The 20,780-nt window shown below is 69.0% G+C and carries 24 protein-coding genes and 1 pseudogene; 10 read left to right on the plus strand and 15 right to left on the minus strand.

The window, feature by feature from the left end:
- Window positions 1-117 precede the first annotated feature (117 nt).
- Window positions 118-756 (minus strand): dihydrofolate reductase family protein, encoded by a 639-nt coding sequence (locus tag ASH02_RS01825; RefSeq protein ID WP_057294155.1) that lies wholly within the window; start codon window positions 754-756, stop codon window positions 118-120.
- Window positions 757-897: 141 nt separating this feature from the next.
- Here ASH02_RS01825 and ASH02_RS01830 point away from each other — a divergent pair, with 141 nt between their 5' ends.
- The 3 genes from ASH02_RS01830 (at window position 898) to ASH02_RS01840 (ending at window position 3,318) form a co-directional block, all read left to right on the plus strand.
- Entirely contained in the window at window positions 898-1,683 is a 786-nt protein-coding gene (locus ASH02_RS01830; protein WP_056685184.1) for an ABC transporter substrate-binding protein, read from the plus strand.
- A gap of 64 nt (window positions 1,684-1,747) precedes the next feature.
- A complete protein-coding gene (locus tag ASH02_RS01835; RefSeq protein ID WP_056683960.1) occupies window positions 1,748-2,542 on the plus strand; it encodes an amino acid ABC transporter permease in 795 nt (264 codons plus the stop codon).
- The gene (locus ASH02_RS01840; RefSeq protein ID WP_056683957.1) at window positions 2,542-3,318 is read left to right on the plus strand and encodes an amino acid ABC transporter ATP-binding protein; all 777 of its coding nucleotides are present in this window, start codon (window positions 2,542-2,544) and stop codon (window positions 3,316-3,318) included. The genes ASH02_RS01835 and ASH02_RS01840 overlap by 1 nt, the downstream gene beginning before the upstream one ends.
- A 12-nt stretch (window positions 3,319-3,330) precedes the next feature.
- Here ASH02_RS01840 and ASH02_RS01845 read toward each other — a convergent pair whose 3' ends face one another.
- A complete protein-coding gene (locus ASH02_RS01845; protein ID WP_056683954.1) occupies window positions 3,331-3,807 on the minus strand; it encodes a (2Fe-2S)-binding protein in 477 nt (158 codons plus the stop codon).
- Between the two features lie 10 nt (window positions 3,808-3,817).
- Window positions 3,818-6,142, minus strand: coding sequence for a molybdopterin cofactor-binding domain-containing protein (locus tag ASH02_RS01850; RefSeq protein WP_235530143.1), 2,325 nt, complete (start codon window positions 6,140-6,142; stop codon window positions 3,818-3,820).
- A gap of 965 nt (window positions 6,143-7,107) precedes the next feature.
- Between ASH02_RS01850 and ASH02_RS27240 the strand changes: the two genes are divergently transcribed.
- Window positions 7,108-7,242: a hypothetical protein gene (locus ASH02_RS27240; protein WP_268793364.1), complete on the plus strand. Its 135-nt coding sequence runs from the start codon at window positions 7,108-7,110 to the stop codon at window positions 7,240-7,242.
- Window positions 7,243-7,270: 28 nt separating this feature from the next.
- Here the strand turns inward: ASH02_RS27240 and ASH02_RS01855 are convergent, their stop codons facing one another.
- The 3 genes from ASH02_RS01855 to ASH02_RS01865 form a co-directional block, all read right to left on the minus strand.
- Window positions 7,271-7,609: a YciI family protein gene (locus ASH02_RS01855; protein ID WP_056683948.1), complete on the minus strand. Its 339-nt coding sequence runs from the start codon at window positions 7,607-7,609 to the stop codon at window positions 7,271-7,273.
- Window positions 7,610-7,719: 110 nt separating this feature from the next.
- A complete protein-coding gene (locus ASH02_RS01860; RefSeq protein WP_057294156.1) occupies window positions 7,720-8,934 on the minus strand; it encodes an RNA polymerase sigma factor in 1,215 nt (404 codons plus the stop codon).
- Window positions 8,935-8,985: 51 nt separating this feature from the next.
- A complete protein-coding gene (locus ASH02_RS01865) occupies window positions 8,986-9,348 on the minus strand; it encodes a YciI family protein (protein WP_056683941.1) in 363 nt (120 codons plus the stop codon).
- Window positions 9,349-9,557: 209 nt separating this feature from the next.
- Here ASH02_RS01865 and ASH02_RS01870 point away from each other — a divergent pair, with 209 nt between their 5' ends.
- Window positions 9,558-10,001: a DUF6069 family protein gene (locus ASH02_RS01870; protein WP_082620768.1), complete on the plus strand. Its 444-nt coding sequence runs from the start codon at window positions 9,558-9,560 to the stop codon at window positions 9,999-10,001.
- A gap of 76 nt (window positions 10,002-10,077) precedes the next feature.
- Here the strand turns inward: ASH02_RS01870 and ASH02_RS01875 are convergent, their stop codons facing one another.
- Window positions 10,078-10,704: a VanZ family protein gene (locus ASH02_RS01875; protein ID WP_057294157.1), complete on the minus strand. Its 627-nt coding sequence runs from the start codon at window positions 10,702-10,704 to the stop codon at window positions 10,078-10,080.
- Window positions 10,705-10,709: 5 nt separating this feature from the next.
- On the minus strand, window positions 10,710-11,378 hold the full coding sequence (locus ASH02_RS01880) for a M15 family metallopeptidase (protein ID WP_057294158.1): 669 nt from the start codon (window positions 11,376-11,378) through the stop codon (window positions 10,710-10,712).
- 87 nt (window positions 11,379-11,465) lie between these two features.
- On the opposite strand from ASH02_RS01880, the gene ASH02_RS01885 reads away from it, so the two are divergent.
- The 4 genes from ASH02_RS01885 (at window position 11,466) to ASH02_RS01900 (ending at window position 14,898) form a co-directional block, all read left to right on the plus strand.
- Window positions 11,466-12,140: a response regulator transcription factor gene (locus tag ASH02_RS01885; protein ID WP_057294159.1), complete on the plus strand. Its 675-nt coding sequence runs from the start codon at window positions 11,466-11,468 to the stop codon at window positions 12,138-12,140.
- A complete protein-coding gene (locus ASH02_RS01890) occupies window positions 12,127-13,248 on the plus strand; it encodes a sensor histidine kinase (RefSeq protein WP_327152740.1) in 1,122 nt (373 codons plus the stop codon). The genes ASH02_RS01885 and ASH02_RS01890 overlap by 14 nt, the downstream gene beginning before the upstream one ends.
- Window positions 13,249-13,560: 312 nt before the next feature.
- Window positions 13,561-14,103, plus strand: coding sequence for a hypothetical protein (locus ASH02_RS01895; protein WP_156409680.1), 543 nt, complete (start codon window positions 13,561-13,563; stop codon window positions 14,101-14,103).
- Window positions 14,104-14,217: 114 nt separating this feature from the next.
- On the plus strand, window positions 14,218-14,898 hold the full coding sequence (locus ASH02_RS01900) for a Type 1 glutamine amidotransferase-like domain-containing protein (protein WP_056683922.1): 681 nt from the start codon (window positions 14,218-14,220) through the stop codon (window positions 14,896-14,898).
- 14 nt (window positions 14,899-14,912) lie between these two features.
- Here ASH02_RS01900 and ASH02_RS01905 read toward each other — a convergent pair whose 3' ends face one another.
- From ASH02_RS01905 to ASH02_RS01930, 7 genes and pseudogenes are all read right to left on the minus strand, one after another.
- Window positions 14,913-15,263 (minus strand): DUF1330 domain-containing protein, encoded by a 351-nt coding sequence (locus ASH02_RS01905; RefSeq protein WP_056683919.1) that lies wholly within the window; start codon window positions 15,261-15,263, stop codon window positions 14,913-14,915.
- A 154-nt stretch (window positions 15,264-15,417) separates the two neighbouring features.
- The gene (locus ASH02_RS26570; RefSeq protein ID WP_200951166.1) at window positions 15,418-15,741 is read right to left on the minus strand and encodes a hypothetical protein; all 324 of its coding nucleotides are present in this window, start codon (window positions 15,739-15,741) and stop codon (window positions 15,418-15,420) included.
- Window positions 15,742-15,826: 85 nt separating this feature from the next.
- Window positions 15,827-15,934, minus strand: a pseudogene (locus ASH02_RS27445) (hypothetical protein); the annotation flags it as partial.
- Between the two features lie 129 nt (window positions 15,935-16,063).
- The gene (locus ASH02_RS01915) at window positions 16,064-17,614 is read right to left on the minus strand and encodes an AbgT family transporter (RefSeq protein ID WP_056683915.1); all 1,551 of its coding nucleotides are present in this window, start codon (window positions 17,612-17,614) and stop codon (window positions 16,064-16,066) included.
- Window positions 17,611-18,588, minus strand: a complete 978-nt coding sequence (locus ASH02_RS01920; RefSeq protein WP_056683912.1) for an alpha/beta hydrolase family esterase — start codon at window positions 18,586-18,588, stop codon at window positions 17,611-17,613. Before ASH02_RS01920 ends, ASH02_RS01915 begins: the two co-directional genes overlap by 4 nt.
- 123 nt (window positions 18,589-18,711) lie before the next feature.
- Complete coding sequence (locus ASH02_RS01925; protein ID WP_056683911.1) at window positions 18,712-19,473, minus strand: creatininase family protein; 762 nt, start codon at window positions 19,471-19,473, stop codon at window positions 18,712-18,714.
- Window positions 19,470-20,168: a FadR/GntR family transcriptional regulator gene (locus ASH02_RS01930; RefSeq protein ID WP_235532611.1), complete on the minus strand. Its 699-nt coding sequence runs from the start codon at window positions 20,166-20,168 to the stop codon at window positions 19,470-19,472. The genes ASH02_RS01925 and ASH02_RS01930 overlap by 4 nt, the downstream gene beginning before the upstream one ends.
- A 99-nt stretch (window positions 20,169-20,267) precedes the next feature.
- Here ASH02_RS01930 and ASH02_RS01935 point away from each other — a divergent pair, with 99 nt between their 5' ends.
- The gene (locus tag ASH02_RS01935; RefSeq protein WP_056683906.1) at window positions 20,268-20,777 is read left to right on the plus strand and encodes a putative immunity protein; all 510 of its coding nucleotides are present in this window, start codon (window positions 20,268-20,270) and stop codon (window positions 20,775-20,777) included.
- Window positions 20,778-20,780 lie beyond the last annotated feature (3 nt).

The following is a 20,780-nucleotide window of genomic DNA, read 5'->3' on the forward strand; positions in this document are numbered from 1 at the left end:
CCGGATCGGACCGGCGCGCATCCTTCGCGTGCGTCGCACGGTCAATACCCACAAGGAGTCGGCGCTCTCCGCGGGAGTACCGGGGCGACCCGGAAATGCTCGAGTTGCCCGAACGGGTCAACGACGCAGGTTCCAGAACTGGTGGACCAGCCCACTGGGAGAGGTGATCGACTCGACCGTGAAGGCATCCTCGATGCCGCTCGTCCCCTCCCAGATCGACACACCCTTGCCGAGGGTGATCGGCACGATCACCAGGTGCATGAAGTCGATCAGCCCCGCCTGGAGGAACTGCCGGACGGTCGAGGGCCCACCACCGATGCGGACGTCGCCACCGCCGGCGGCCTCCTGGGCCAGGTGAAGCACCTCCTCCGGCGTACCGTCCACGAAACGGAAGCTCGTCCCGTTGGGGAAGTCGATCGTCGGGTGGGGATGATGGGTCAGGACGAACACCGGTGTCCGGAACGGCGGCTCATCGCCCCACCAACCCCGCCACCCGTCATCGGGCCACTCGCCGACCTGCGGGCCGAACTTGCGTCGCCCCATGATCTCGGCGCCGACGCCCTGACCCCACGTGCTGGTCAGGGCATGGTCGAAGGTGAAGGGCGAGTCCACCTGGTCGACGCCGTGGATGGCCCTGCCGTCGAAGCGCGAGAAGAGCTGTTCCGCGCCACCGATCGGGGCGTCGAGTGTCACGTGGTCGCCGGCGGAATAGCCGTCGAGGGAGATGTTCAGGTTGTGGACCCTGGTGCGAGGCATGGCGACTCCTTCAGTCAGCGGATGCAACGGGCAGCGTGTGGACAGACCGGTGATGACAGCCGGACTCATCGCGAATCGCCGGCCCGACGTGGTGAGGTCGCGGCCTGCATCTCGAGGGTGATCCGGTCTATGGTGCTGGGCATGAACCTTCGCACCGTGCCCGCTGCCCTGGCCGTCGCCATCCTCGCCCTCTCCGTCTCCGCCTGTGCCAAGGACAAGGACACGACGACCACCGAGTCGGGGGTGAAGGTGGTCGAGAAGGGCACGTTGACCATCTGCACCCACCTGCCCTACGAGCCGTTCGAGTTCACCGAGAAGGGCGAGGTCGTCGGCTTCGACATCGACGTGCTCAAGCTCGTGGCGAAGAACGAGGACCTCAAGACGAAGGTCATCGACACACCCTGGGAGACCATCGTCTCGGGCAACGCGCTCGACAACGGCGACTGCGACGTGGCCACCGGCGCGATGACGATCAAGCCCGAACGGGTCAAGGTGATGGACTTCAGCAACCCGTACTTCGAGGCCACCCAGGCGATGCTGGTCAAGAAGGGCTCGGGCTACTCCGACCTCTCCGACCTGGCCGGCAAGCGGATCGCCGTCCAGGAGGGCACCACCGGTGAGACCTACGTCGAGGAGAACCTCCCGAAGGGCGCCGAGAAGGTCTCCTACGAGGACTCGGTCCTGATGATGGAAGCCGTGAACAGCGGTGACGCCGACGCAGGGGTCAACGACAACGGCCTGGTCAACTACTACGTCGCGCAGAACGACGGCGTCGAGGTGAGCAAGGAGTTCGCGACCGGTGAGAAGTACGGCTTCTCGGTGGCGAAGGATGACAACCCCGAGCTGCTCAAGGCGATCAACGAGGCGATCGCCGACAAGGCGGAGATGGACAAGCTCAAGGAGAAGTGGTTCGGCACCGCCGGGTGATGCCTCGATCCGTGTCCCTCCGGACCACGGTCGTGCACTCCGCGCGGCCTGACGGGAGTTTCCAATGGCGCTGAGCAAGCGCAAGCGCGCGGCCTATCTCCGCTACGCGCAGTACGCCCTGATCGTCCTCGTCGTGGCCGTCATCGCCTTCGCGGCGGACTGGGCGTCACTGCGGGACTCGTTCTTCAAGCCCGACCTGGTCAGGGAGCAGTTCCCCGACATCTTGAAGACGGCACTGAAGAACACGATCATCTACACCGCGTGCGGGTTCGTCTTCGGCCTGCTGCTGGGTCTCGTGCTCGCCCTGATGCGGCTCTCGAGCATCGGCCCGTGGCGCTGGCTCTCCACCGCGATCATTGAGCTCTTCCGCGGTCTGCCTGCACTCGTCGTGTTCCTCGCCCTGGGCCCCGGCTTCTCGCGTGCGTTCCCCGACTACGAGATCCCCGGTGGCGGCCTCGGTGTCGCCACCCTGGCTCTCGGCCTCGTCGGTGGCGCCTACATGGCGGAGACGATCCGGGCCGGCATCCAGGCCGTGCCGAAGGGCCAGATGGAAGCCGCCCGCTCCCTGGGCATGTCGCACTCGCGGGCGATGATCTCGATCGTGATCCCGCAGGCGTTCCGGATCATCCTGCCGCCGCTGACCAACGAGCTGATCCTGTTGACCAAGGACTCCTCACTGATCTACATCCTCGGCCTCTCGCTCGACGAGTACGACCTCACCAAGTGGGGTCGCGAGGGCATGAACAGCGCGGCCAACCTGACCCCGATCATCGTGGTGGGGCTCTGCTACCTGCTCATCACGGTGCCGTTGTCGATCGTCGTACGCCGCATGGAAGCCAAGTCTGAGAGGGCCCGCTGATGACCACCTGGAGCACGGGCGAGCCACACGTCCCGAGTGACCGCAGCACGGCCGCGATCGACGTACAACAACTGCACAAGTACTTCGGCAGCAACGAGGTCCTCAAGGGGATCGACTTCCACGTCGGTGTCGGCGAGGTGGTCTGCGTGATCGGGCCGTCTGGCTCGGGCAAGTCCACCCTGCTGCGCTGCGTGAACATGCTGGAGACTCCGACCAGCGGCAAGATCTTCGTCGAGGGCGACGAGATCACCGACCCCGACGCGGACGTCGACAAGCTCCGCTCGCGGATCGGCATGGTGTTCCAGTCGTTCAACCTCTTCCCGCACATGACGGTGCTGAGGAACCTCTGCATCGCCCAGCAGCGGGTCAAGGGGCGGTCGAAGTCCGAGTCGGTCGAGATCGCGCGGGCCAACCTGGCCAAGGTGGGACTGTCCGAGAAGGAGGACGCCTACCCGGCGCACCTGTCGGGTGGTCAGTCGCAGCGCGTGGCGATTGCCCGGGCCCTGTCGATGGAGCCCGACATGATGCTCTTCGACGAGCCCACGTCGGCGCTCGACCCGGAGCTGGTCGGCGACGTGCTGCAGGTGATGAAGGACCTCGCCTCGGAGGGCATGACGATGATGGTCGTGACCCACGAGATGGGCTTCGCCCGCGAGGTCGGCAACAAGCTGGTGTTCATGGACGGCGGTGTGATCCTCGAGGAGGGCGTTCCGGCGGAAGTGCTGGCCAACCCCCAGCACGAGCGCACGCAAGGGTTCCTGTCCAAGGTGCTCTGACCGGCCGCTGGGTCACATCTGCGCCGCGCCGGCCCTGATCGCCTCGCGGATCCTCACGTAGGTCCCGCACCGGCAGATGTTGCGGATGCCATCGAGGTCGGCATCGGTGATGGAGCGACTCTCGCTGCGTACCTTCTTCACCAGGGCGACCGCAGCCATGATCTGGCCGGGCTGGCAGTAGCCGCACTGGGCGACGTCACGGTCGATCCAGGCTTCCTGCATCGGGTGCAGGTCCTTGCCCACCGTTGCCGGAAGTCCCTCGATGGTGGTGATCTCGTCGTCGTCCTCCAGCGCCCCGACCGGGACCGAGCACGGGTTGAAGGCCTTGCCGTTGACGTGGCTGGTGCAGGCCTTGCAGACGTTGATCCCGCAGCCATACTTGGGCCCGGTGATGCCGAGAATGTCGCGCAGCACCCAGAGGAGGCGTACGTCGTCCTCGACGTCGACGGTGACGGTCTCGCCGTTGACCTTGAAGGTGTGGGTGGGCATGTCGGCATCCTCAGTAGGTGTGGGAGAGACCGTCGGTGGGCGATGCCGGCAACGGTGGCTCGAACGACTTCGGGGTGAAGAAGAGCGGTGCACTGTGGTTGACCGGGAACTCCGTCGGCAGCGTTCCAGTCGCCCGGGCGTACGCCGTCGCCACGGCCGCGGCGCTGGTGGCGACCGGGAACTCGCCGGCGCCGCCGGGTTCCTCGGTCGTCGAGGGCATCACGATGATCTCGAGTTGGGGTGGGGCGTTCCACTGGCGGGTGTAGGCGTAGTTGTCCCAACTGGCCTCGAGGAAGTGACCGTCCTCGAGGTGCATGCTCGAGGTGAGGGTCATCGCGAGGCCGTCCATGATTCCGCCCATCATCTGGGCTTCGAGCCCGCGCGGGTTGATCACCAGCCCGACGTCGATGGCGAACACGACCTTGGTCACCCGAGGCCCCGTGACCGCCTCGGGGACCTCACGACTGACCGTCTCAGGACGGCAGTCGATCTCAACCAGGCAGGCGCTGAAGCCGTGATACTCCTCGTGTACCGCGATGCCCTGGGCCGTCCCGGCCGGCATCTGCCGCCCCCAACTGCCCACCTGGGCAACTTTGTCGAGCACCGCCCGTCCGCGCGCGCGGCGGATGAACTTGCGGCGGAACTGATAGGGGTCGGAGTTGACCAGATGGGCGATCTTGTCGACCGTGAGCTCGCGCGCGGTTGCCGCGTTCGGTGAGTAGATGCCGCGCATCGAGCCCGTGTTGAATCCGTGGTCGACCTCGTTGAGCAGGTTCGTCGTGACTCCGAAGTTGTAGTGCGTTCCCTGGGTCAGTGCGTAGACCGTCTCGGAGAAGCCGAGGTCCACGACAGGGAGTTCCGCAGCAGCCGCGGTGAGGACGTCGCCGAACCCGTGCGTGAAGTCGGTGGCCACGCTGGTGTGTCGCTGATCCCAAGTGAGGACGCTGCCGGCCAGGACCGTTGCCCGGATCCGGGAGGTGGCCATGGGGTGGACCCGACCTACGCGGGCGTCGTCCACCCGGTGCCACATGAGCTTGACCGGCACGCCCATCTCCTTCGAGACCTCGGCGGCCTCGATCGCGGCGTCGGAGAAGGCCTTGCGCCCGAAGGCCCCGCCTCCCAGCGTGACGTGCACGGCCACCGCTTTCTCGGGAAGCCCCACCTTTTCGGCGATGTCCTTGCGGGCCACGAGCGGCACTTGCAGGCCCGACCAAACCTCCGCCCGGTCACTGCGTACGTCGGCGATGGCGCAGTTGGTCTCCAATGCGGCGTTGCTCGCGAATCGGAACGTGAAGTCGGTCTCGACCGTCTGTGCCAGCACCGGCACCTTGGGCACGAGCAGCGGGATCTCGGCCTTGCGCAGGTCGGCCAGCACGTCGGCGTCCGACTTGCGGCCGGCGGTGCCCTCGGTCCATTCCGCGCGCACCACACGGATGGCGTCGATGCATTGCCCGAAGGTGCGGGCACGGATGGCGATGCCGGTGCTGACCAACGCCACGTGCGTGACCCCGGGCATGGCCTTGACCTCGTCGTGGTTGAGCAAGCGGATCGGCTTGCCGTTCAGGCGCGGTGCCCGGCAGACCATCGTCGGCAGAGCGCCGGGGACCTTCAGGTCCATGGCGAACTCCTTGGTGCCGGTGACGGAGGCATGGGCGTCCGTGCGTCCCTTCGGCTGGCCGACCATCGTGAGCTCCGACAGGGGCTTTAGGGGTGCGACCAGCGGGGTGTCCTCGTCGACGGCGGCATCCACGGCGAGGTCGCCGTAGGCGATCCTCGAACCGTCGGGGCAGACCACGTGTCCGTCCGCGGTGCGCAGGGTCGATGCGGAGTGTCCGGTGCGCCTGGCAGCGGTCTCGACGAGGCGCTTTCGCGCCGCAGCTGCCATCGTCCGGATTGGCCGGTACGTCGACATGGTGCTGTTGGAGCCACCGGTGAACTGGTTCATCAGCAGCTCGGGGCGCGCGTCGGCGAGTGTGACGCTCACGTCCTGGATGGGCATGTCCAGCTCGTCGGCGATCAACATTGCCGTCGACGTGGTGATGCCTTGGCCGTTCTCGGAGCGGTGGAGGGCGAAGTGTGCGACGCCGGCGGTGTCCAGCGTCAGGTGGATCAGACTGGCGGTCGGGAGGACCGTGAGCATCTGTGCGTCACTCACGTCGAAGATGTCGGCGGGCCCGTCAGGGGTCGGCACGACCAGGCCGCCCCCGCTCGCCGACGCAGGCGGGGCAGTGGCCACGTCGCCGAGGAGGCGGGCCGTGACGGTGAGTGTCGGCGCGGCCAGCAGGAGGCCGACGAATCGCCGTCGCCCCAGTGCCGAGCCTGTCGTGTCAGGCACTTCGGGAGGAGTGCTCTCGACCGAGCCGGGTGTGCGCCGAAATGGCCTGCTCATGCCTCGTGCCTCTTCCGTGTCGGTGCTCATCACGGCAGGACACGCCTCATCGGTGCCCGGAGCCTCCGTGTCGTTCCCCAAATTGTCATCACACGAACGGGTGTCCTCGCGTCCCCACTCAGGAGGGGACCAGTCCTCCCATAGGGGCGACAGGAGCGAGACCGGTCGCTGAGCGGCCGGGTCAGACCAGCTCTCCGCGCTTCCTGTCCAGGTAGGGCGATCTCGGCGGAGTTCTCGGTGGCGGCCTGTACCGCGCGGCCGGAGAGTCGCGCGTAGCCATCCCGCGCGGCAGTTCAGCGCTGCCCAGGACACCCTACGGTCGCTGCGGCACGGGGAGTGTGAGGGCATCCGACGTCACGCCCGCGGGGATGCGCCGGTTCGTCAAGCGGCAGGGCGTCCCGTGGCCCAAGGTGAAACCGAAGATGCCCAAGACAGCCAAGTACAGCCCGCGATCGCGACTGTCTGCGTGCCGTCGGGCAACAGGCCTCGAGTGGCGGTGGAAGCGGGTGCGCGAAGATGTGATTGGCTGGCGGACGGCCAGGAAGTGGGAAGCGTTTCACACGGCGCGCTACAAGAAGCAGGCCGGACACCTTCCCATCGGGATGCCGAGGGGACTGTGATGAATGATGAGATCGGCGAGTGGTACCTCGCTCATCCGTGGGGAATCAGCATCGGGTGGATGAGTTTCGGTACTCGCCTCAGTCGGGGGAATCCTGCCATGTCGAAGGCGAAGGTCCCACGGAACTCGCTACCATCGACCTCCATCGCGATCCTGACTGGCGTACCTGGTGGTTGCAGAACGTGACGGACGACAATGACTTCTTCCTGTTCGTGGAGGACCGGGAGAAACTGCGCTTCATGGCCGCAAGCCAGGCCGGGACGGGCGTTGCTCGACGACCTGTTACGCGCCCGTGGAGCTCTACCTCGGGTTGAAGAACGAGCGCGACGTCAGCCGGGAACTGTTCCGTGGGCTGTACGCCTATGCGGCGCAGAAGCGTGGCTGGCCGGAGCCTCCGCCGCTCCCGCCGTACCACGACGGCAGGTGAGCGGCGAAGGCTCAGATTGCCGTTCCGATCAGACGGTCGGGTCGGGCAGGAGCTCGCGGACCTCCTGCGAGCACCGGCAGGCGACCGCGATCTTGGCGGCCCACTCGAGGGCCTCCTCGCGTGAGTCGACCTCGACGACGGCGAACCCGCCGAGGACCTCCTTGGTCTCCGGGTAGGGACCGTCGGTGATCGTGCCGTCGGTGGCCACCACGCTGGCCCGCTGGCTCTCGAGCCCTCCACCGAAGACCCAGGCGCCCGCGGCCCGGGCCTCCTCGACCACCGCGTTGGCGGCCCTGGCGACGTCGGGCAGCTCTTCGTCGGGAAAGTCCATCCAGCCGTCATCGAACGAGATCAGGTACTGCGTCATCGCACTACTCCCTTGTCTCGGCGCTCGCTTCAGGGCGCCTCTCACCTGTTCCACGAACGGCTTGCACCGGATCCGACAGTCTCCCAGAAGAAACTCTCACCAGATCTGGCTCAGACCAGCTCACCGCGCTTCCGGCCCAGATAGGCGATCTCGGCCGAGTTCTGGGTGGCGGCCATCGCCGCGTCGTACGCCTCCTTCGCCTCGACGGTGCGGCCCAGCCGGCGCAGCAGGTCGGCCCGGGTGGCGTGCCAGGCGTGGTAGCCCTCCAGCGGCAGCCGGTCGACCAGGGCCAGACCGACCGAGGGGCCGTCGAGCTCGGCGACCGCGACCGCCCGGTTGAGGGCGACGATCGGAGACGCGTCGAGCCGGGTCAGCTGGTCGTAGAGCGCGACCACCTGCGACCAGTCGGTGTCCGCCGCGCTCGGGGCGTCGGTGTGGACGGCGTTGATCGCGGCCAGCATCTGATAGCGACCTGGCCGGTTGATCGCCAGGCACTCGCGGACCAGGTCGTGGCCCTCGGCGATCAGCGCGTGGTCCCAGCCGGCGCGGTCCTGCTCGCCGAGCGGGACCAGCTGACCGTTGCGTACCCGGGCCTCACGCCTGGCCTCGGTGAGCACCAACATCGCGAGGAGCCCGGTCACCTCTGGTTCGTCGGGAAGCAGCTGGTGCAGGATGCGGGCCAGCCGGATCGCTTCACCGGTGAGCTCGGCGCGCACCGGGTCGCCGTCGCCACTCGCGAGATAGCCCTCGTTGAAGACGAGGAACAGCACCGTCAGGACGCCGCCGAGGCGCTCGGGAAGATCGGCGGCCTCGGGCACCCGGTAGGGCACCTTCGCGGCCGCGATCTTCTTCTTCGCTCGGGTGATGCGTTGGCCCATCGTGGTCTCGGGCACGAGGAACGCCTGCGCGATCTCGGGCACGGTCAGGCCGCCGAGGAGGCGCAGGGTCAGGGCGACGCGCGCCTCCGACGCCAACGCCGGGTGGCAGCAGGTGAAGAGCAGTCGCAGCCGGTCGTCCTCGACCGGGCCGGTGGGGGTGTGGGGTGTGTCGTCGTGGTCCATGAAGGCCGCCTGGTGCTTCTTGTCGCGCAGCTTCTCGCGGCGGAGCCGGTCGATCGCGCGGTTGCCCGCGGTGGTGGTGAGCCACCCGCCCGGGTTGGGAGGTACGCCGGACTCCGGCCACTTCTCCAACGCGGTGACGAGCGCCTCGCTCGCCGCCTCCTCGGCGATGTCGATGTCACCGAAGCGGCGTACGAGCGAGGCGATCAGGCGGCCGTACTCCTCGCGGAAGACCCGCTCGACGGCCGCCTGCCCGGTCTGCGTCACTGTGCCGTCTTGAAATGGGCTGTCTTGAGCTGCGCTGTCGACATCCTGGGCTCAGGCCAGTCCGTCGAACGGGCGGACCTCGACCTTGCCGCGGCAGGCCTTGGACGCCTCGGCCGCGAGCTTGAGCGCCACGTCGAGGTCGGGCGCCTCGATCACCCAGAAGCCTCCGATGAGCTCCTTGGTCTCGAGGTAGGGACCGTCGGTCACCACCGGCGTCTCGCCCTGGCCGTCGACGACGGTCGCAGTCGACGCGGGCTGGAGGCCGCCGGCGAAGACCCAGTAGCCGTCGGCCTTGAGCTTGTCGTTGAAGCGGCCGGTCTCGGCGAAGGACTCCTCCATCGCCTCCCTCGAGCCGTAGTTGCCGAACTCCTCCATCTCGGCCGGACCGTGCACGGACATCAGATATGCAGTCATCACGTTTCTCCTCAGTTCCGGGCGGTCCCGATGACCGCCTTCAACCCCACTACGAACGGAAGGCCACCGATACGACAACCTGCCACAGGAGTCTCGAATCGAACCAGAGAAAGAAATTCTCACTGACCTGTCGAATCCGTCGAGACCCGTTCGTGGAAGTGGCATGAGCAGGTCGCACAGGGCGGCCAGCAGGAGAAACGGAGTTCGACATGTCCACCACGCAGATCCCCACCACGCAGGTCACCACCCACAGCGCGTCGACCGACGAGCGCCAGCCGGTATGGAAGCACGGTGTCGCCGCTGCGGTTGTTGCCTCGGTCGCCACCACCGTCCTCGCGGCGGTCGCGTCGGCCGCCGGTGTCTCGTTCGCGAACACCTCGGGCGGAGAGAGCATCCCGATCCTCGGGTTCACCCAGCTGACTCTGGTCTTCTCGCTCATCGGCGTCGGCATGGCCGCCGTGATGGCCCGCAAGGCCCGTCACCCGCGTTCCACCTTCGTGCGTACGGCGGTCGCGCTGACCGTGCTGTCCTTCGTCCCCGACGTCACGTTCGGGTTCGACGCGGGCTCCGCGGTCACCCTGATCGCGCTGCACGTCGTCGCCGCGGCGATCGTGGTCCCGACCCTGGCGCGTCGACTGGCCGACGCACGTTGATCGGGTCGGGCCGTGGACGAAGCGGCCGCGTGACCATCCGGCCGGGCCGACATGGCCCGGCCGGTTCGGCGTGCGCTCAACGGCCTGCGACAGTGGGTGGTTTCGAGACCCTTCGAGACGCCTCGTCCCTCGGCTCCTCAGGACAAGCGTTCGTTCCTCGCTCCTCAACCACCGTCGCCTCTCCCGGCGTGAGCCACCACGGGCGTGAGAGCCAGGCGGCGAGGCCGGCGCCTGCAGTGTTGAGCAGAACGTCGTCCACGGACGACACCCGGTCGAGCAGCAGCACGAACTGCGCCACCTCGATCAGCAGCGAGCAGCTCGCGGCGAACAGCAGCACCCGGGGCCACGAGGCCAGCGGCGCGAACCGCAGGGGCGCGAAGAAGCCCAGGGCGGAGAGGACCAGCAGGTTGCCGACAATGCCGAGACTGCCCATCGAGACCAGGTCGCGGAACGGCACCAGGCTGACCCGGCCGAGCACACCGCCCGCGTGACTCCCCGGCATCATCGTCATCCACACCCACGGCACCGTCCCGTAGACCATCCCGACGTCCGCGAGCGCCGTACGCCACGCCCCGGACCGTGGGGTGCCGGAGGCCCTGCGCCACTGGGCGAGGGCGACCACCACCAGGGCGGCCAACGGCACCGCGACCACGGTGAGGAACGCGACGCCGGTGAACGTGCCGAACAAGCCGTACCAGCTCATCAACCTCACTGCTGCATCCTCGGGTCCTGCGTCGGGTCGTCGTACATCTCGGGGCAGCCGTCATCGGCAGCCTCGGTGCGCAGCTCGAAGTGCCACGGTTCGTTGCGGTAGATCTGGCACAGGCCGTAGTCGTCACCGTGGTCGGCCAGCCACTCCGCGGACTCCGGTGGACCGAGGTCGATCGCGTCGCCCGACACGTGGGCTGAGGTCTCCGGGGTGGCCACCCACCTCGAGGCCTCCTCCATCGACCCGTACTGCGAGACCGCCTCGTCGAGGAGCTGCTGCTGGTACGCCGCCGACCGCCAGCCACTGTTCACGTGGAACCCGACGTGGTCGTCGGCGGCATCGTCAGCGGCCTCGCGCAGCGCCGCGAGCAGGTCGGGGTCGAGGTTGCCCACCGCAGGTACGTCGTCGTCGAAGACGGTCGTGCCGTCGGGGACGTGACCCGAACCGCCGAGTGACGGGCGGGCGCGGGTGCCCAGGAGCTGCCCGGGGCCGCCCTGGTCCGAGGGGTCGATCTCGAAGCCGAACACGCCGGATCCGGAATCGTGCTGGGTCAGGTCGCTGGCGGGCAGCGCGATCGCGACGAGCGCCGCGCAGGCCACGGCGAGCACGGCCAGGATCATCAGGCGGGTACGGCGACCACGGGTTGCTGCTGGGTTTCGAAGGGTCATGCCTCGAGTCAAGGGACCGTCGAGTTGCGAGGGCGTATGCGGTTTTGGATACGCCGGCGATATGCGCAGGCTCGTAGCATCAGGCGTGTGCGTGTGCTGATCGTCGAGGACGAGCCCTACCTGGCCGAGGCCATCCGCGACGGCCTGCGCCTCGAGGCGATCGCCTCGGACATCGCCGGCGACGGGGACACCGCGCTCGAGCTGCTCGGTCTCAACGCCTATGACATCGCCGTCCTCGACCGCGACATCCCGGGGCCCTCGGGGGACGAGGTCGCCCAACGCGTGGTCGCCTCCGGCAGTGGCATGCCGATCCTGATGCTGACCGCGGCCGACCGGCTCGACGACAAGGCCTCCGGCTTCGAGCTGGGTGCCGACGACTACCTCACCAAGCCGTTCGAGCTTCGCGAGCTGGTGCTCCGACTGCGAGCGCTCGACCGACGACGGGCGCACCACCGGCCACCGGTGCGTGAGATCGCGGGCCTGCGCCTGGACCCGTTCCGTCGTGAGGTCTACCGCGACGACCGCTACGTCGCGCTGACCCGCAAGCAGTTCGCCGTACTCGAGGTCCTGGTCGCGGCCGAAGGCGGAGTGGTCAGTGCCGAGGACCTGCTGGAGCGGGCCTGGGACGAGAACGCCGACCCGTTCACCAACGCGGTGCGCATCACGGTCTCGGCGTTGCGCAAGCGGCTCGGTGAGCCCTGGATCATCGCCACCGTGCCCGGTGTCGGCTACCGCATCGACACGGGAGATGGCAGTGAATAGGGCGCCGGGGCTGAGCGTTCGGCTCAAGCTCACGCTCAGCTACGCCGGCTTCCTGATCGTGGCCGGCGGCCTGCTGCTCGCCACCGTGTGGGTGTTCCTGCTGCGCTACGTTCCCGAGCGCGCGCAGTACGGCCCCGGACCGGCGCCGTTCAACCCCACCCGCTCCGACCTGCTCGAGGCCTTCGCGCCGAGGGCTGCCCAGGCGATGGCGTTCCTGCTGGTCTTCGGGTTGATCGGTGGATGGTTCCTCGCCGGCCGGATGCTCGCACCGCTGACCCGACTCACCCAGGCCACCCACCTCGCCGCAGAGGGCTCGCTCTCCCACCGGATCCGCATGGAGGGGCGCAAGGACGAGTTCCGCTCACTCGCCGACGACTTCGACACGATGCTCTCCCGGCTCGAGGCGCACGACGCCGAGCAGCAGCGGTTCGCGGCCAACGCCTCCCACGAGCTGCGCACGCCGCTGGCAATCGTCCAGACCCTGCTCGAGGTGGCCCGCAACGAGCCGAACCCCAACACCGACGAGCTCATCGACCGGTTGTACGCCGTCAATGCCCGGGCGATCGACCTCACGGAGGCTCTGCTCCTGCTGAGCCGTTCGGACCGCCGCGCCTTCTCGCGTGAGCTGGTCGACCTGTCCCTGCTGGCCGAGGAGACCACCGAGACCCTGCTGCCGTTGGCGGAGAAGCGGGGCATCACCATCGAGACCACCGGCACCCAGGCGGCCACCGTCGGCTCGGATGCCCTGCTGCAGCAGCTCACCACGAACCTCGTGCACAACGCGATCGTGCACAACCTGCCCGAAGCAGGCACCGTGTGGGTGGCGACCAGCGTCCAACCCGGGACCGTGGTGCTGACCGTCGAGAACACCGGCGCGAAGCTCACCGACCAGCTGGTCTCCACGCTGGCCGAACCGTTCCAGCGCGGCACGCAGCGAATCCGCACCGACCACGCCGGTGTCGGTCTCGGCCTGGCCATCGTCTCCAGCATCACGCGCGCCCACGACGGAACACTCAGGCTCACGCCGCGCGCCGACGGAGGGCTGCGCGTGACCGTGGAGCTGCCGGTCGCCCCGCCACGCCACACCCAGCCGGACGAGAGGACCTGACCTGAACGAGATCCGCGTCGCCGTCGAGCTTGCCGGTGCCGGCGGGGCCGCTCGATCAGGTCGGGCGAAGGATGAGCCGGGCCGCTCCTAGGTGGTAGGGCCCATGTGGGCCGAGTAGATCCGCTCACTCGGTCCGATCGGACGCAGTGTGGGGCCTTCTCGGTCCGATCGGACCGGAGCGCCCAGTGGTCGCCGGGCTTGCCTCCGGCGCCCGGAAGTCCAGCGAAGCCGCGGACTGCGACCGATCGACGGCCCACTCGGATCACTTGTGGCGACGGCGCCCGAGCCGTCGGGCACCCTAGGGTGGACCGGGTGAGCGAAGAGGATGTGGCACGAGTCTGGAGGCTCGAGTTCGCCCAGCCACCGGGCGGGCGCATTGCCTGGCTCGGGCCCTACACCTCGCAGTGGTTGACCCCTGCGGCCGAGGAGCTGGCCCGCTACATGGAGGCCGAGCACCGGGTCACGCGGCCGCATCCGAAGGACCCGGCCATCTTCGACTCGTACCGCGGGGACGACCGCCTGGCCTGCGGCTGCGCCAGCCGGGAACACCTCGAAAGCTGGTTCGGTGACTACCTGCCGCTGCTCATGGACCAGGGCGGGCACGTCGCGGAGTACGCCGTGGGCCGCGATGCCATCGTGGAAGACTCCCCGGAGCAGGTCCTCTTCATCAAGCGTCGCGGCAGGCTCGTTCAGCGGACCGGGCACGAGCCACCGTCACAGTTGATCCGCAGCAGTGCGGGCTCCCGCACCGCGCTCCTCGAAGCCGGCGACCGGAAGTACGCCTACGTGCCGGGCCGTTCGTCGGCCGACCTTCGGGAACTGACGACTCCGGCGTCCGTCGGCCCAGTGCAGTAGAGCGCCGCGCCGCCAGTACGTCTGCCGGCAGGATTCGCGCCGGCAGCGATGAGTTTCCCGACGCCCGCCGGTCCACACTCGGAACGCCACATCCTTTTCCGAACGGGAGCAGCCGTGAAACTTCTTCTCACCTCCGCCGGAGTCAGCAACCCGAGCATCCGGGACGCTCTGGTCGACCTCCTGGGCAAGCCGATCGCGGACGCGACCGCGCTCGCCATCCCGACCGCGGAGTACGGCCACCCGTCCGTCGGACCGGGGGAAGGGCCCTGGCGCTTCATCAGCGGCCGGTCCCCCCTGCACATGGTCGACCTCGGGTGGAAGTCGGTGGGAGTGCTGGAGCTCACCGCGCTGCCGAGCATCGACGCCGAGCGGTGGGTGCCGCTGGTCCGGGAGACGGACGTGCTGCTCGTTGCCGGTGGCGACGCGCTCTACCTGAACCACTGGATGCGGGAGTCCGGACTGACCGACCTGGTGCCGGAGCTCGCCGAGACGGTCTGGGTCGGGCTGAGCGCCGGCAGCATGGTGATGGCACCACGCATCGGCGCCGACTTCGTCGGGTGGCGGGCGCCCTCCGCTGACGACACCACCTTGGGCATCGTCGACTTCTCGATCTTCCCGCACCTCGACCACCCGGACCTGCCGGAGAACCGCATGGTCGACGCCGAGAAGTGGGCGGCCGAGATCGGCGGTCCGGCGTACGCGATCGACGACGCGACCGCGATCACGGTGCACGACGGCAGGGTCGAGGTCGTCTCCGAAGGCAACTGGCGACAGTTCGACGCACCCGTCGGCTGATCAGGCGCGTCGGGTCAGGCAGACGCCGAGAGCTCGAGGCGCATCGCCTGCGCGGTGTCCGCAGGGTCGTAGCCCTCGGGCACGCCGTCGACCAGGATGATGTCGCCGCCGATGTTGCGTGCCCGCAAGGGAGCGATCTCGCGGTAGGCGGCCGAGTCCCACCACGCCCGGGCCCGATCGATGGAGGGGAAGCCGATCACGACGACGTGGCCGGGCCAGGCGCCCTCCTTCGCCTCGTGCTGGGTGACGTGCACGAGGAAGCGGCCGCCGTACGGCTCGAAGGTGCCGGGGATGCGTTCGATGTACTCCGCGATCTCGGGGTGGGGTGCGGCGTCGTGCAGGTGGGCGATTGCGTAGGCAGGCATGGGGATTCTCCGATCTGGATGGCGGCAACGGGTCGTGCACCATGAGTCTGGCCGCGCACCCTGCGGCCAGTCGATTACCTCAGAGGTCATGCGCCAGCCTCGCTGCCGAGGTCGACCGGGCGACTGGGCGACCCGGGCGACGACAATGACTCGACTATCCCGTGACCCGCGCCGTCAGCGTGGCGAGTCCGGCGCCGTCCAGCTCGGCCAGGGCCTCCGGTCGACCGGCGAGCGACATGACCAGGGCCTCACCCGGGCCGCGCACCTCGGGCCCACTACCACCGGCCCAGTCGACGTCGGTCGCGACGATGCGGAGTCCGCGCACGTTTGCCGGTGACGGCAGGGCTCGGGCGCGGGGCATGAACCCCAGCACCGCGACCAGGCGCTCCGGCGGCACCACCCGGGGACGGCCCAACGCACGACGGATGTCCTGCTGGTGGATGACGCCGTCGGTGAGGGCGATCCCACAGCCGAACATCGCCGTGATGCCCTTGTGGAACGGCGTACTCGCGCAGCCGTGCCACCAGCTCCGCAGTGCTCAGGCGCCGACTCAGCTCGAGACGGGCCTGGTTGGCACGGCCGAGAGAGAACCGCGAGCGGGCCAACAGCGCCAGCACCGCCGGCTTGCTCAGCATGTCGTAGCTCGGGACGTGCCCGGCAATGTCGCGCACCGACCATCCCGGGCAGAGCGACGGCCGCTACCACTCCTCCTCGTCGAGGGTCTCGAGGAAGTCGGCCAGGTCGTTCCGCTCGTCGGTGGCCAGTGCGCTGAGGTCTGCCATGACGCCATTCTGGACCGGTCAGCGCACCGGCGCACCCGGGCCGAGCGGGATGCCCAGCGCCCACCACAGGAAGAACAGTGCGGTCCAGGCGAGTGTCATCGCGATCGCGAGGGGCAGCGTGTACGACGCGAGCGTGCCGATGCCGGCGTCCTTGCGGTAGCGCTGGAGGAAGCCGAGGGCCATCACGAAGTAGGGGCTCATCGGCGTGACCGCGGTCGAGCCCGAGTCGGCGATCCGGAACAGAGCCTGGGTCGTCTCGGCAGGTACCGACAGCAGCATCAGCATGGGCACGATCACCGGTGCGGCGATCGACCACATGGCCGAGCCGCTGGTGACCATGATGTTCACAACCGTCAGCAGGGCCAGCACCATCAGGAAGATCACCGGCACCGGGATGTCGTTGTTGTCCAGCAACTGCGCGGCCTCGACGGCCAGGACGTCGCCCAGGTGACTCCAGTCGAACCACGCGAGGAACTGTGCGATCGCGAAGAACAGCACGAGCACCGGTGCCATCTGCTTGATGCCCTCGGCCATGAGCCGGGGCACGTCGGCCGCGTTCTCGACGCTTCCTGAACGCATCCCGTAGACGGTGCCGACGGCCGCGAACAGCAGGGCGACGACGATGGCGATGCCGTCGAGAAACGGCGACTCGGCGATCTGACCGCCCTCGCCGCGGAGGGGCGAGCCACTCGGCAGCACGGCGGCGGTGATGGCGACGATGAGGCCGAGCAGCACGAGGCTGGCCGTGCGCAGCGCGGAGCGTTCGCGGTCGGAGAGGTGCAGGCTGCCGATGTCGTCGAGGTCGACGTCAGGGTCGGGGGCGAGGTCGGTCCGCTTGGAGAGCACCAGCTTGGTCACCAGCGTGATCACCGCTGCCAGGAGCAGGGACGAGGCGATGTTGAAGAACCAGTTGCTGACCGGCGAGACGTAGGCGTCCTCGTCGATGATGCGGGCCGCTGCGGTGGTGATACCGGCGAAGATGGCGTCGTTGGGAGTCGGCACGGGGCTGGCGTCGTACCCCGAGGCGATCGAGGTGTAGGCGACCACGACGCCGAGGATCGGGGAGCGACCCACGGCCTGGAAGGCGAGACCGCCCAGCGGCACGAGGATGATGTACGCCGCCGCCGACGCCACGTGCGAGACCGTGCCGATGAACGCGACCGCGAAGACCACCCAGGCGGCCGGCACCCGCGAGACACCGACCTTCATGGCGGCGGTGAGGAAGCCGGAGCGCTCGGCGACCGCGACGCCCATGATCACCACGACGATCGTGGCCATCGGCGGGAACGTGGCGAAGTTGGTGATCGCGGTCGACAGGGCCATCGCCAGGCCGTCACCGCTGATCAGGTTCTGCACGGCGACGCGCTCGCCGTCGGCCGGTGAGATCACGGAGACGTCGGCGATCGACAGTCCGGCACTGATCACGGCCACGACCCCGCAGAGGATCCAGAACAACCAGAACGGGTGCGGCAGTGCGTTGCCGACGCGTTCGACGACGGCCATCGCCCGGATCAGCCGGGGCAGCTTCTCCTGCTCGGGGGCGGGTGCAGTGGGGCTCTCGGCGCTCATCGGTCGGCCTCCTCGAGGCTGTGCTGGCTGAAGAACTTCCAGATGAGGCGGTGCGCCTCGACGGTGTGCGTGACGTAGCCACCGCCGGAGTAGACGTCGGCCCCGGGCCAGACGTGTCCTCCGTCCTCGACGACCACGTGCTCGACTGAGGTGCCGTCGGTGCAGCCGCCCCAACTCAGGAGGGTGACGTCGTCACCGCGCTTGGCGGTCCTGGGGTCGGGACGGCACTGGTCGCGGACGACCCATTCGTCGACCCAGTCGCGGATGGCGGGCAGGTCGCGGTCGGCGTCCCCGGCGTACGGGATCGTGGCGTCGCCACTGCCGTGCACCTCCATCACGCTGGTCGGTGCGGCGGTGTCGCAGCCCTCGCGGGAGCCCGGGTAGAAGGCGCCGGCGACCGGTGCGAACGCGGCGAAGCGGTCCGGCATCCGGCAGGCCAGCAGGGCGACGAACCCTGCGCCGTTCGACTTGCCGGTCGCATACGTCCGCGACTCGTCGACGCACAGCGTGCTGTCGAGGTGGTCGAGCAGGTCGGCGGTGAAGGCGACGTCGTCGACACCGGGCGGTGCGTACGGCGCGCCCTGCCAGGCCTGGCGATACCCGGATCCGGTGCCGATCTCGCCCTCGGGGAAGACCGTGACCGCCGGCAGCGTGGACAGCTTCGAGTAGCCCTGAAGCTCGACGGCGGTGCTGCCGCGGCCGTGGTAGGCCACGATCAGCGGCCAGTCTTCCCGCATGCTGTAGCCCGCCGGCAGGTGCAGGACGAACGAGCGCTCGCGACCCCCGAGGGTCAGGTCGTAGCGGGCATCGGTCCCGTCGGGTTGGGGAGCCTCGAGGGCGCAGGCGGCCGACGACGCCGCGGAGTCGGACGACGCAGCCGATTGGGCGGTCGTCTGGGCGGGCGAGGTGGCCAGCGCCGCCAGGGGCAGTACGGCGAGGGCGGTGGCCCGGAGCAGGTGGCGTCGTACGCGCATGGGAGGACCTTTCGGGGAGGGGAGAGGGATTCTGGGTGTGCGGAAGCGTCCGGGCGACGCGGACGCGTCGTCGGTGGGGTGGTGGTGGGGTGGTGGTCGGACCGAGGAGTCGGTCGGCTCGGGTCAGGTGTCGAGCCACTCCTCGACGAACGCGGTGATCCGGTCGACGACCGTCTCGACGATGCGTCGACCGTCCTCGGGTGAGGCCCGGGTGGGATCGCCGAGCACGCCGATCGGCGACAGGCGGTCGTAGCGCACGGTCAGTGTGGGATGGCCGGACCGTCGCGAGAGGCGCGAGAGCGGGTCGAGGTCGGCGAGCTTCGTGGTGCCGGTGGTGAGCCGGTCGTGACGCACCAGGTGCGGTGCGACGTGCATCATCTGGGCGGTCTCGGCCTCCCCGCAGTGACCGTGCACCTCGTCGACGTCCATCGAGGCGACGACGTCTGCGGCCACCGAGGTCAACGGTGTCCAGGCGAACTCGAGGTCGGGGTGCTCGTGCAGCAGCTCCTGCGCCAGCGTGCCGAGCGCCGCGTTGTTGCCGCCGTGCCCGTTGATGACGAGGAATCGTCGCCATCCGGCAGCGGCCAGGCTGTCGACGTACGCGCGCAGCACTGCGGTGAACAGCGACGGAGGCAGGGTGACCGTGCCGGCGAAGCCACTGTGGTGCGGGGAGACTCCGACGGGCACGGCGGGCCCGATCACGACGCGATCGGTGAGGCGGTCGGCGACCAGGTCGGTGACCGCCTCGGCGCGGATCTGGTCGGTGGCCAGCGGGAGGCCGGGGCCGTGCTGCTCGAACGCCCCGACCGGAAGGATGACGACGTCTCCGGCGGCGGCGGACTCCCCGGCCTCGACCGTGGTCATCTCTCCGAGCCGGCGGCTCATCCGAGCTCCTCGCCGAGGGTGATGACCGTGTCGCGGATCGCCGCGAGGTGGGTGCGGGTGAGCTCGGCGGCCGCGGCGGCGTCCTGCTCCGAGACGGCCCGGAAGATCTCGATGTGCTCCTCGTGGTCTCGCTCGCGGTCGTGGTAGCGACGCCGGATCTCGACCTGGTCGCGCGAACGTACGTCGAGCAGGGCCGCGAGGGTGTCGCAGACCAAGGCGTTGCCGGACGCCGCGGCCAGGGCGACGTGGAAGTGCTCGCGGGGTCGTTCGTTGCCGCGTTGGGGGACGAGGGCGTTCTGCGTGGTCGCCTCGAGTGCGGCGAGCTGCTCGTCGTTGCGGTTGGCCGCGGCCGCGGCGGCGATGCCGGGCTCGATCAGGAGTCGGGCGTCGACCAGCTCGAGCACCGACGCCAGGTCGCCGCCGGTGTGCGGGTTGGCCAGCAGCCGACGTCGTACGCCGCCGCCGACGTAGGTGCCCGACCCGTGCCGGAACTGGATCACCTCGACGGCCTCGAGCCGCCGCAGCGCCTCCCGGACCGTGGGCACGGTGACCTCGAACTCGGCGGCCAGCGACCGGGCCGAGTGGAGCGGGTCTCCGGGGGCCAGGCCCTCGGTGCGGATCATGTCGGCGATCGCGTCGGCGATGCGCTCGGACAGAGAGCGGGAGGCGGTCGAGTGCGATGTGGTGGTGGTCACATCAAGTGACTAGATCACTTGATGACCTGGCCTGTCAAGGTCTCCGAAGGCAGAAACGTAGGGTGCGTGGGGTCGGCTCGGTCGAACAGGAGGGCAGCCGTGATCCTCTCGAAGGTCCGCGACCCGCGCCTGGTCACGATCCGCCGCGGCGGATCGCTCACCGACGCCGATCACCACCTCCTGGCCCTCTGGGCGGCCGACTGCGCGGAGCACGTGCTGCCGCTCTTCGAGGCCGCTCGGCCCGACGATCCGCGACCTCGTCAGGCCATCGACGCCGCACGGGCGTGGGTGCGCGGCGAGGTCAGGATGATGGAGGCGCGAGCCGCTGGCGGCCACGCGATGGGCGCGGCCAGGGACCTGCGTGGTGCTCCTCGTCATGCGGCGTACGCCGCGGGACAGGCCGGCGCGGTTGCCCATGTCGCTGCGCACGACCTCGGTGCCGCGGCCTATGCCATCAAGGCGGCACGAGCCGTCGAGGGCGAGAGCGACGAGGCCGGGCGCCACGAGTGCCAGTGGCAGCGGGAGCAGTTGCCGCCGGAGATCCGCGCCCTGGTGCTCGACGACCAGCGGCTGCGCAACGACCTCTGCTGGTCGGTCTTCGACTGCTGAGCC

It is taken from the genome of Nocardioides sp. Soil796, from assembly GCF_001429525.1.
Taxonomy (GTDB): domain Bacteria; phylum Actinomycetota; class Actinomycetes; order Propionibacteriales; family Nocardioidaceae; genus Nocardioides.

What these genes read in the sequence shown, in the direction of transcription:
- ASH02_RS01825 (WP_057294155.1), bottom strand. Translation starts at nt 756, where the DNA reads ATGCCTCGCACCAGGGTCCACAACCTGAACATCTCCCTCGACGGCTAT.
- ASH02_RS01875 (WP_057294157.1), bottom strand. Translation starts at nt 10,704, where the DNA reads ATGAGCTGGTACGGCTTGTTCGGCACGTTCACCGGCGTCGCGTTCCTC.
- ASH02_RS01870 (WP_082620768.1), top strand. Translation starts at nt 9,558, where the DNA reads ATGTCCACCACGCAGATCCCCACCACGCAGGTCACCACCCACAGCGCG.
- ASH02_RS01855 (WP_056683948.1), bottom strand. Translation starts at nt 7,609, where the DNA reads ATGACGCAGTACCTGATCTCGTTCGATGACGGCTGGATGGACTTTCCC.
- ASH02_RS01905 (WP_056683919.1), bottom strand. Translation starts at nt 15,263, where the DNA reads ATGCCTGCCTACGCAATCGCCCACCTGCACGACGCCGCACCCCACCCC.
- ASH02_RS01845 (WP_056683954.1), bottom strand. Translation starts at nt 3,807, where the DNA reads ATGCCCACCCACACCTTCAAGGTCAACGGCGAGACCGTCACCGTCGAC.
- ASH02_RS01830 (WP_056685184.1), top strand. Translation starts at nt 898, where the DNA reads ATGAACCTTCGCACCGTGCCCGCTGCCCTGGCCGTCGCCATCCTCGCC.
- ASH02_RS26570 (WP_200951166.1), bottom strand. Translation starts at nt 15,741, where the DNA reads ATGTTCGGCTGTGGGATCGCCCTCACCGACGGCGTCATCCACCAGCAG.
- ASH02_RS01880 (WP_057294158.1), bottom strand. Translation starts at nt 11,378, where the DNA reads ATGACCCTTCGAAACCCAGCAGCAACCCGTGGTCGCCGTACCCGCCTG.
- ASH02_RS01865 (WP_056683941.1), bottom strand. Translation starts at nt 9,348, where the DNA reads ATGACTGCATATCTGATGTCCGTGCACGGTCCGGCCGAGATGGAGGAG.
- ASH02_RS01920 (WP_056683912.1), bottom strand. Translation starts at nt 18,588, where the DNA reads ATGCGCGTACGACGCCACCTGCTCCGGGCCACCGCCCTCGCCGTACTG.
- ASH02_RS01840 (WP_056683957.1), top strand. Translation starts at nt 2,542, where the DNA reads ATGACCACCTGGAGCACGGGCGAGCCACACGTCCCGAGTGACCGCAGC.
- ASH02_RS01925 (WP_056683911.1), bottom strand. Translation starts at nt 19,473, where the DNA reads ATGAGCCGCCGGCTCGGAGAGATGACCACGGTCGAGGCCGGGGAGTCC.
- ASH02_RS01915 (WP_056683915.1), bottom strand. Translation starts at nt 17,614, where the DNA reads ATGAGCGCCGAGAGCCCCACTGCACCCGCCCCCGAGCAGGAGAAGCTG.
- ASH02_RS01890 (WP_327152740.1), top strand. Translation starts at nt 12,127, where the DNA reads ATGGCAGTGAATAGGGCGCCGGGGCTGAGCGTTCGGCTCAAGCTCACG.
- ASH02_RS01835 (WP_056683960.1), top strand. Translation starts at nt 1,748, where the DNA reads ATGGCGCTGAGCAAGCGCAAGCGCGCGGCCTATCTCCGCTACGCGCAG.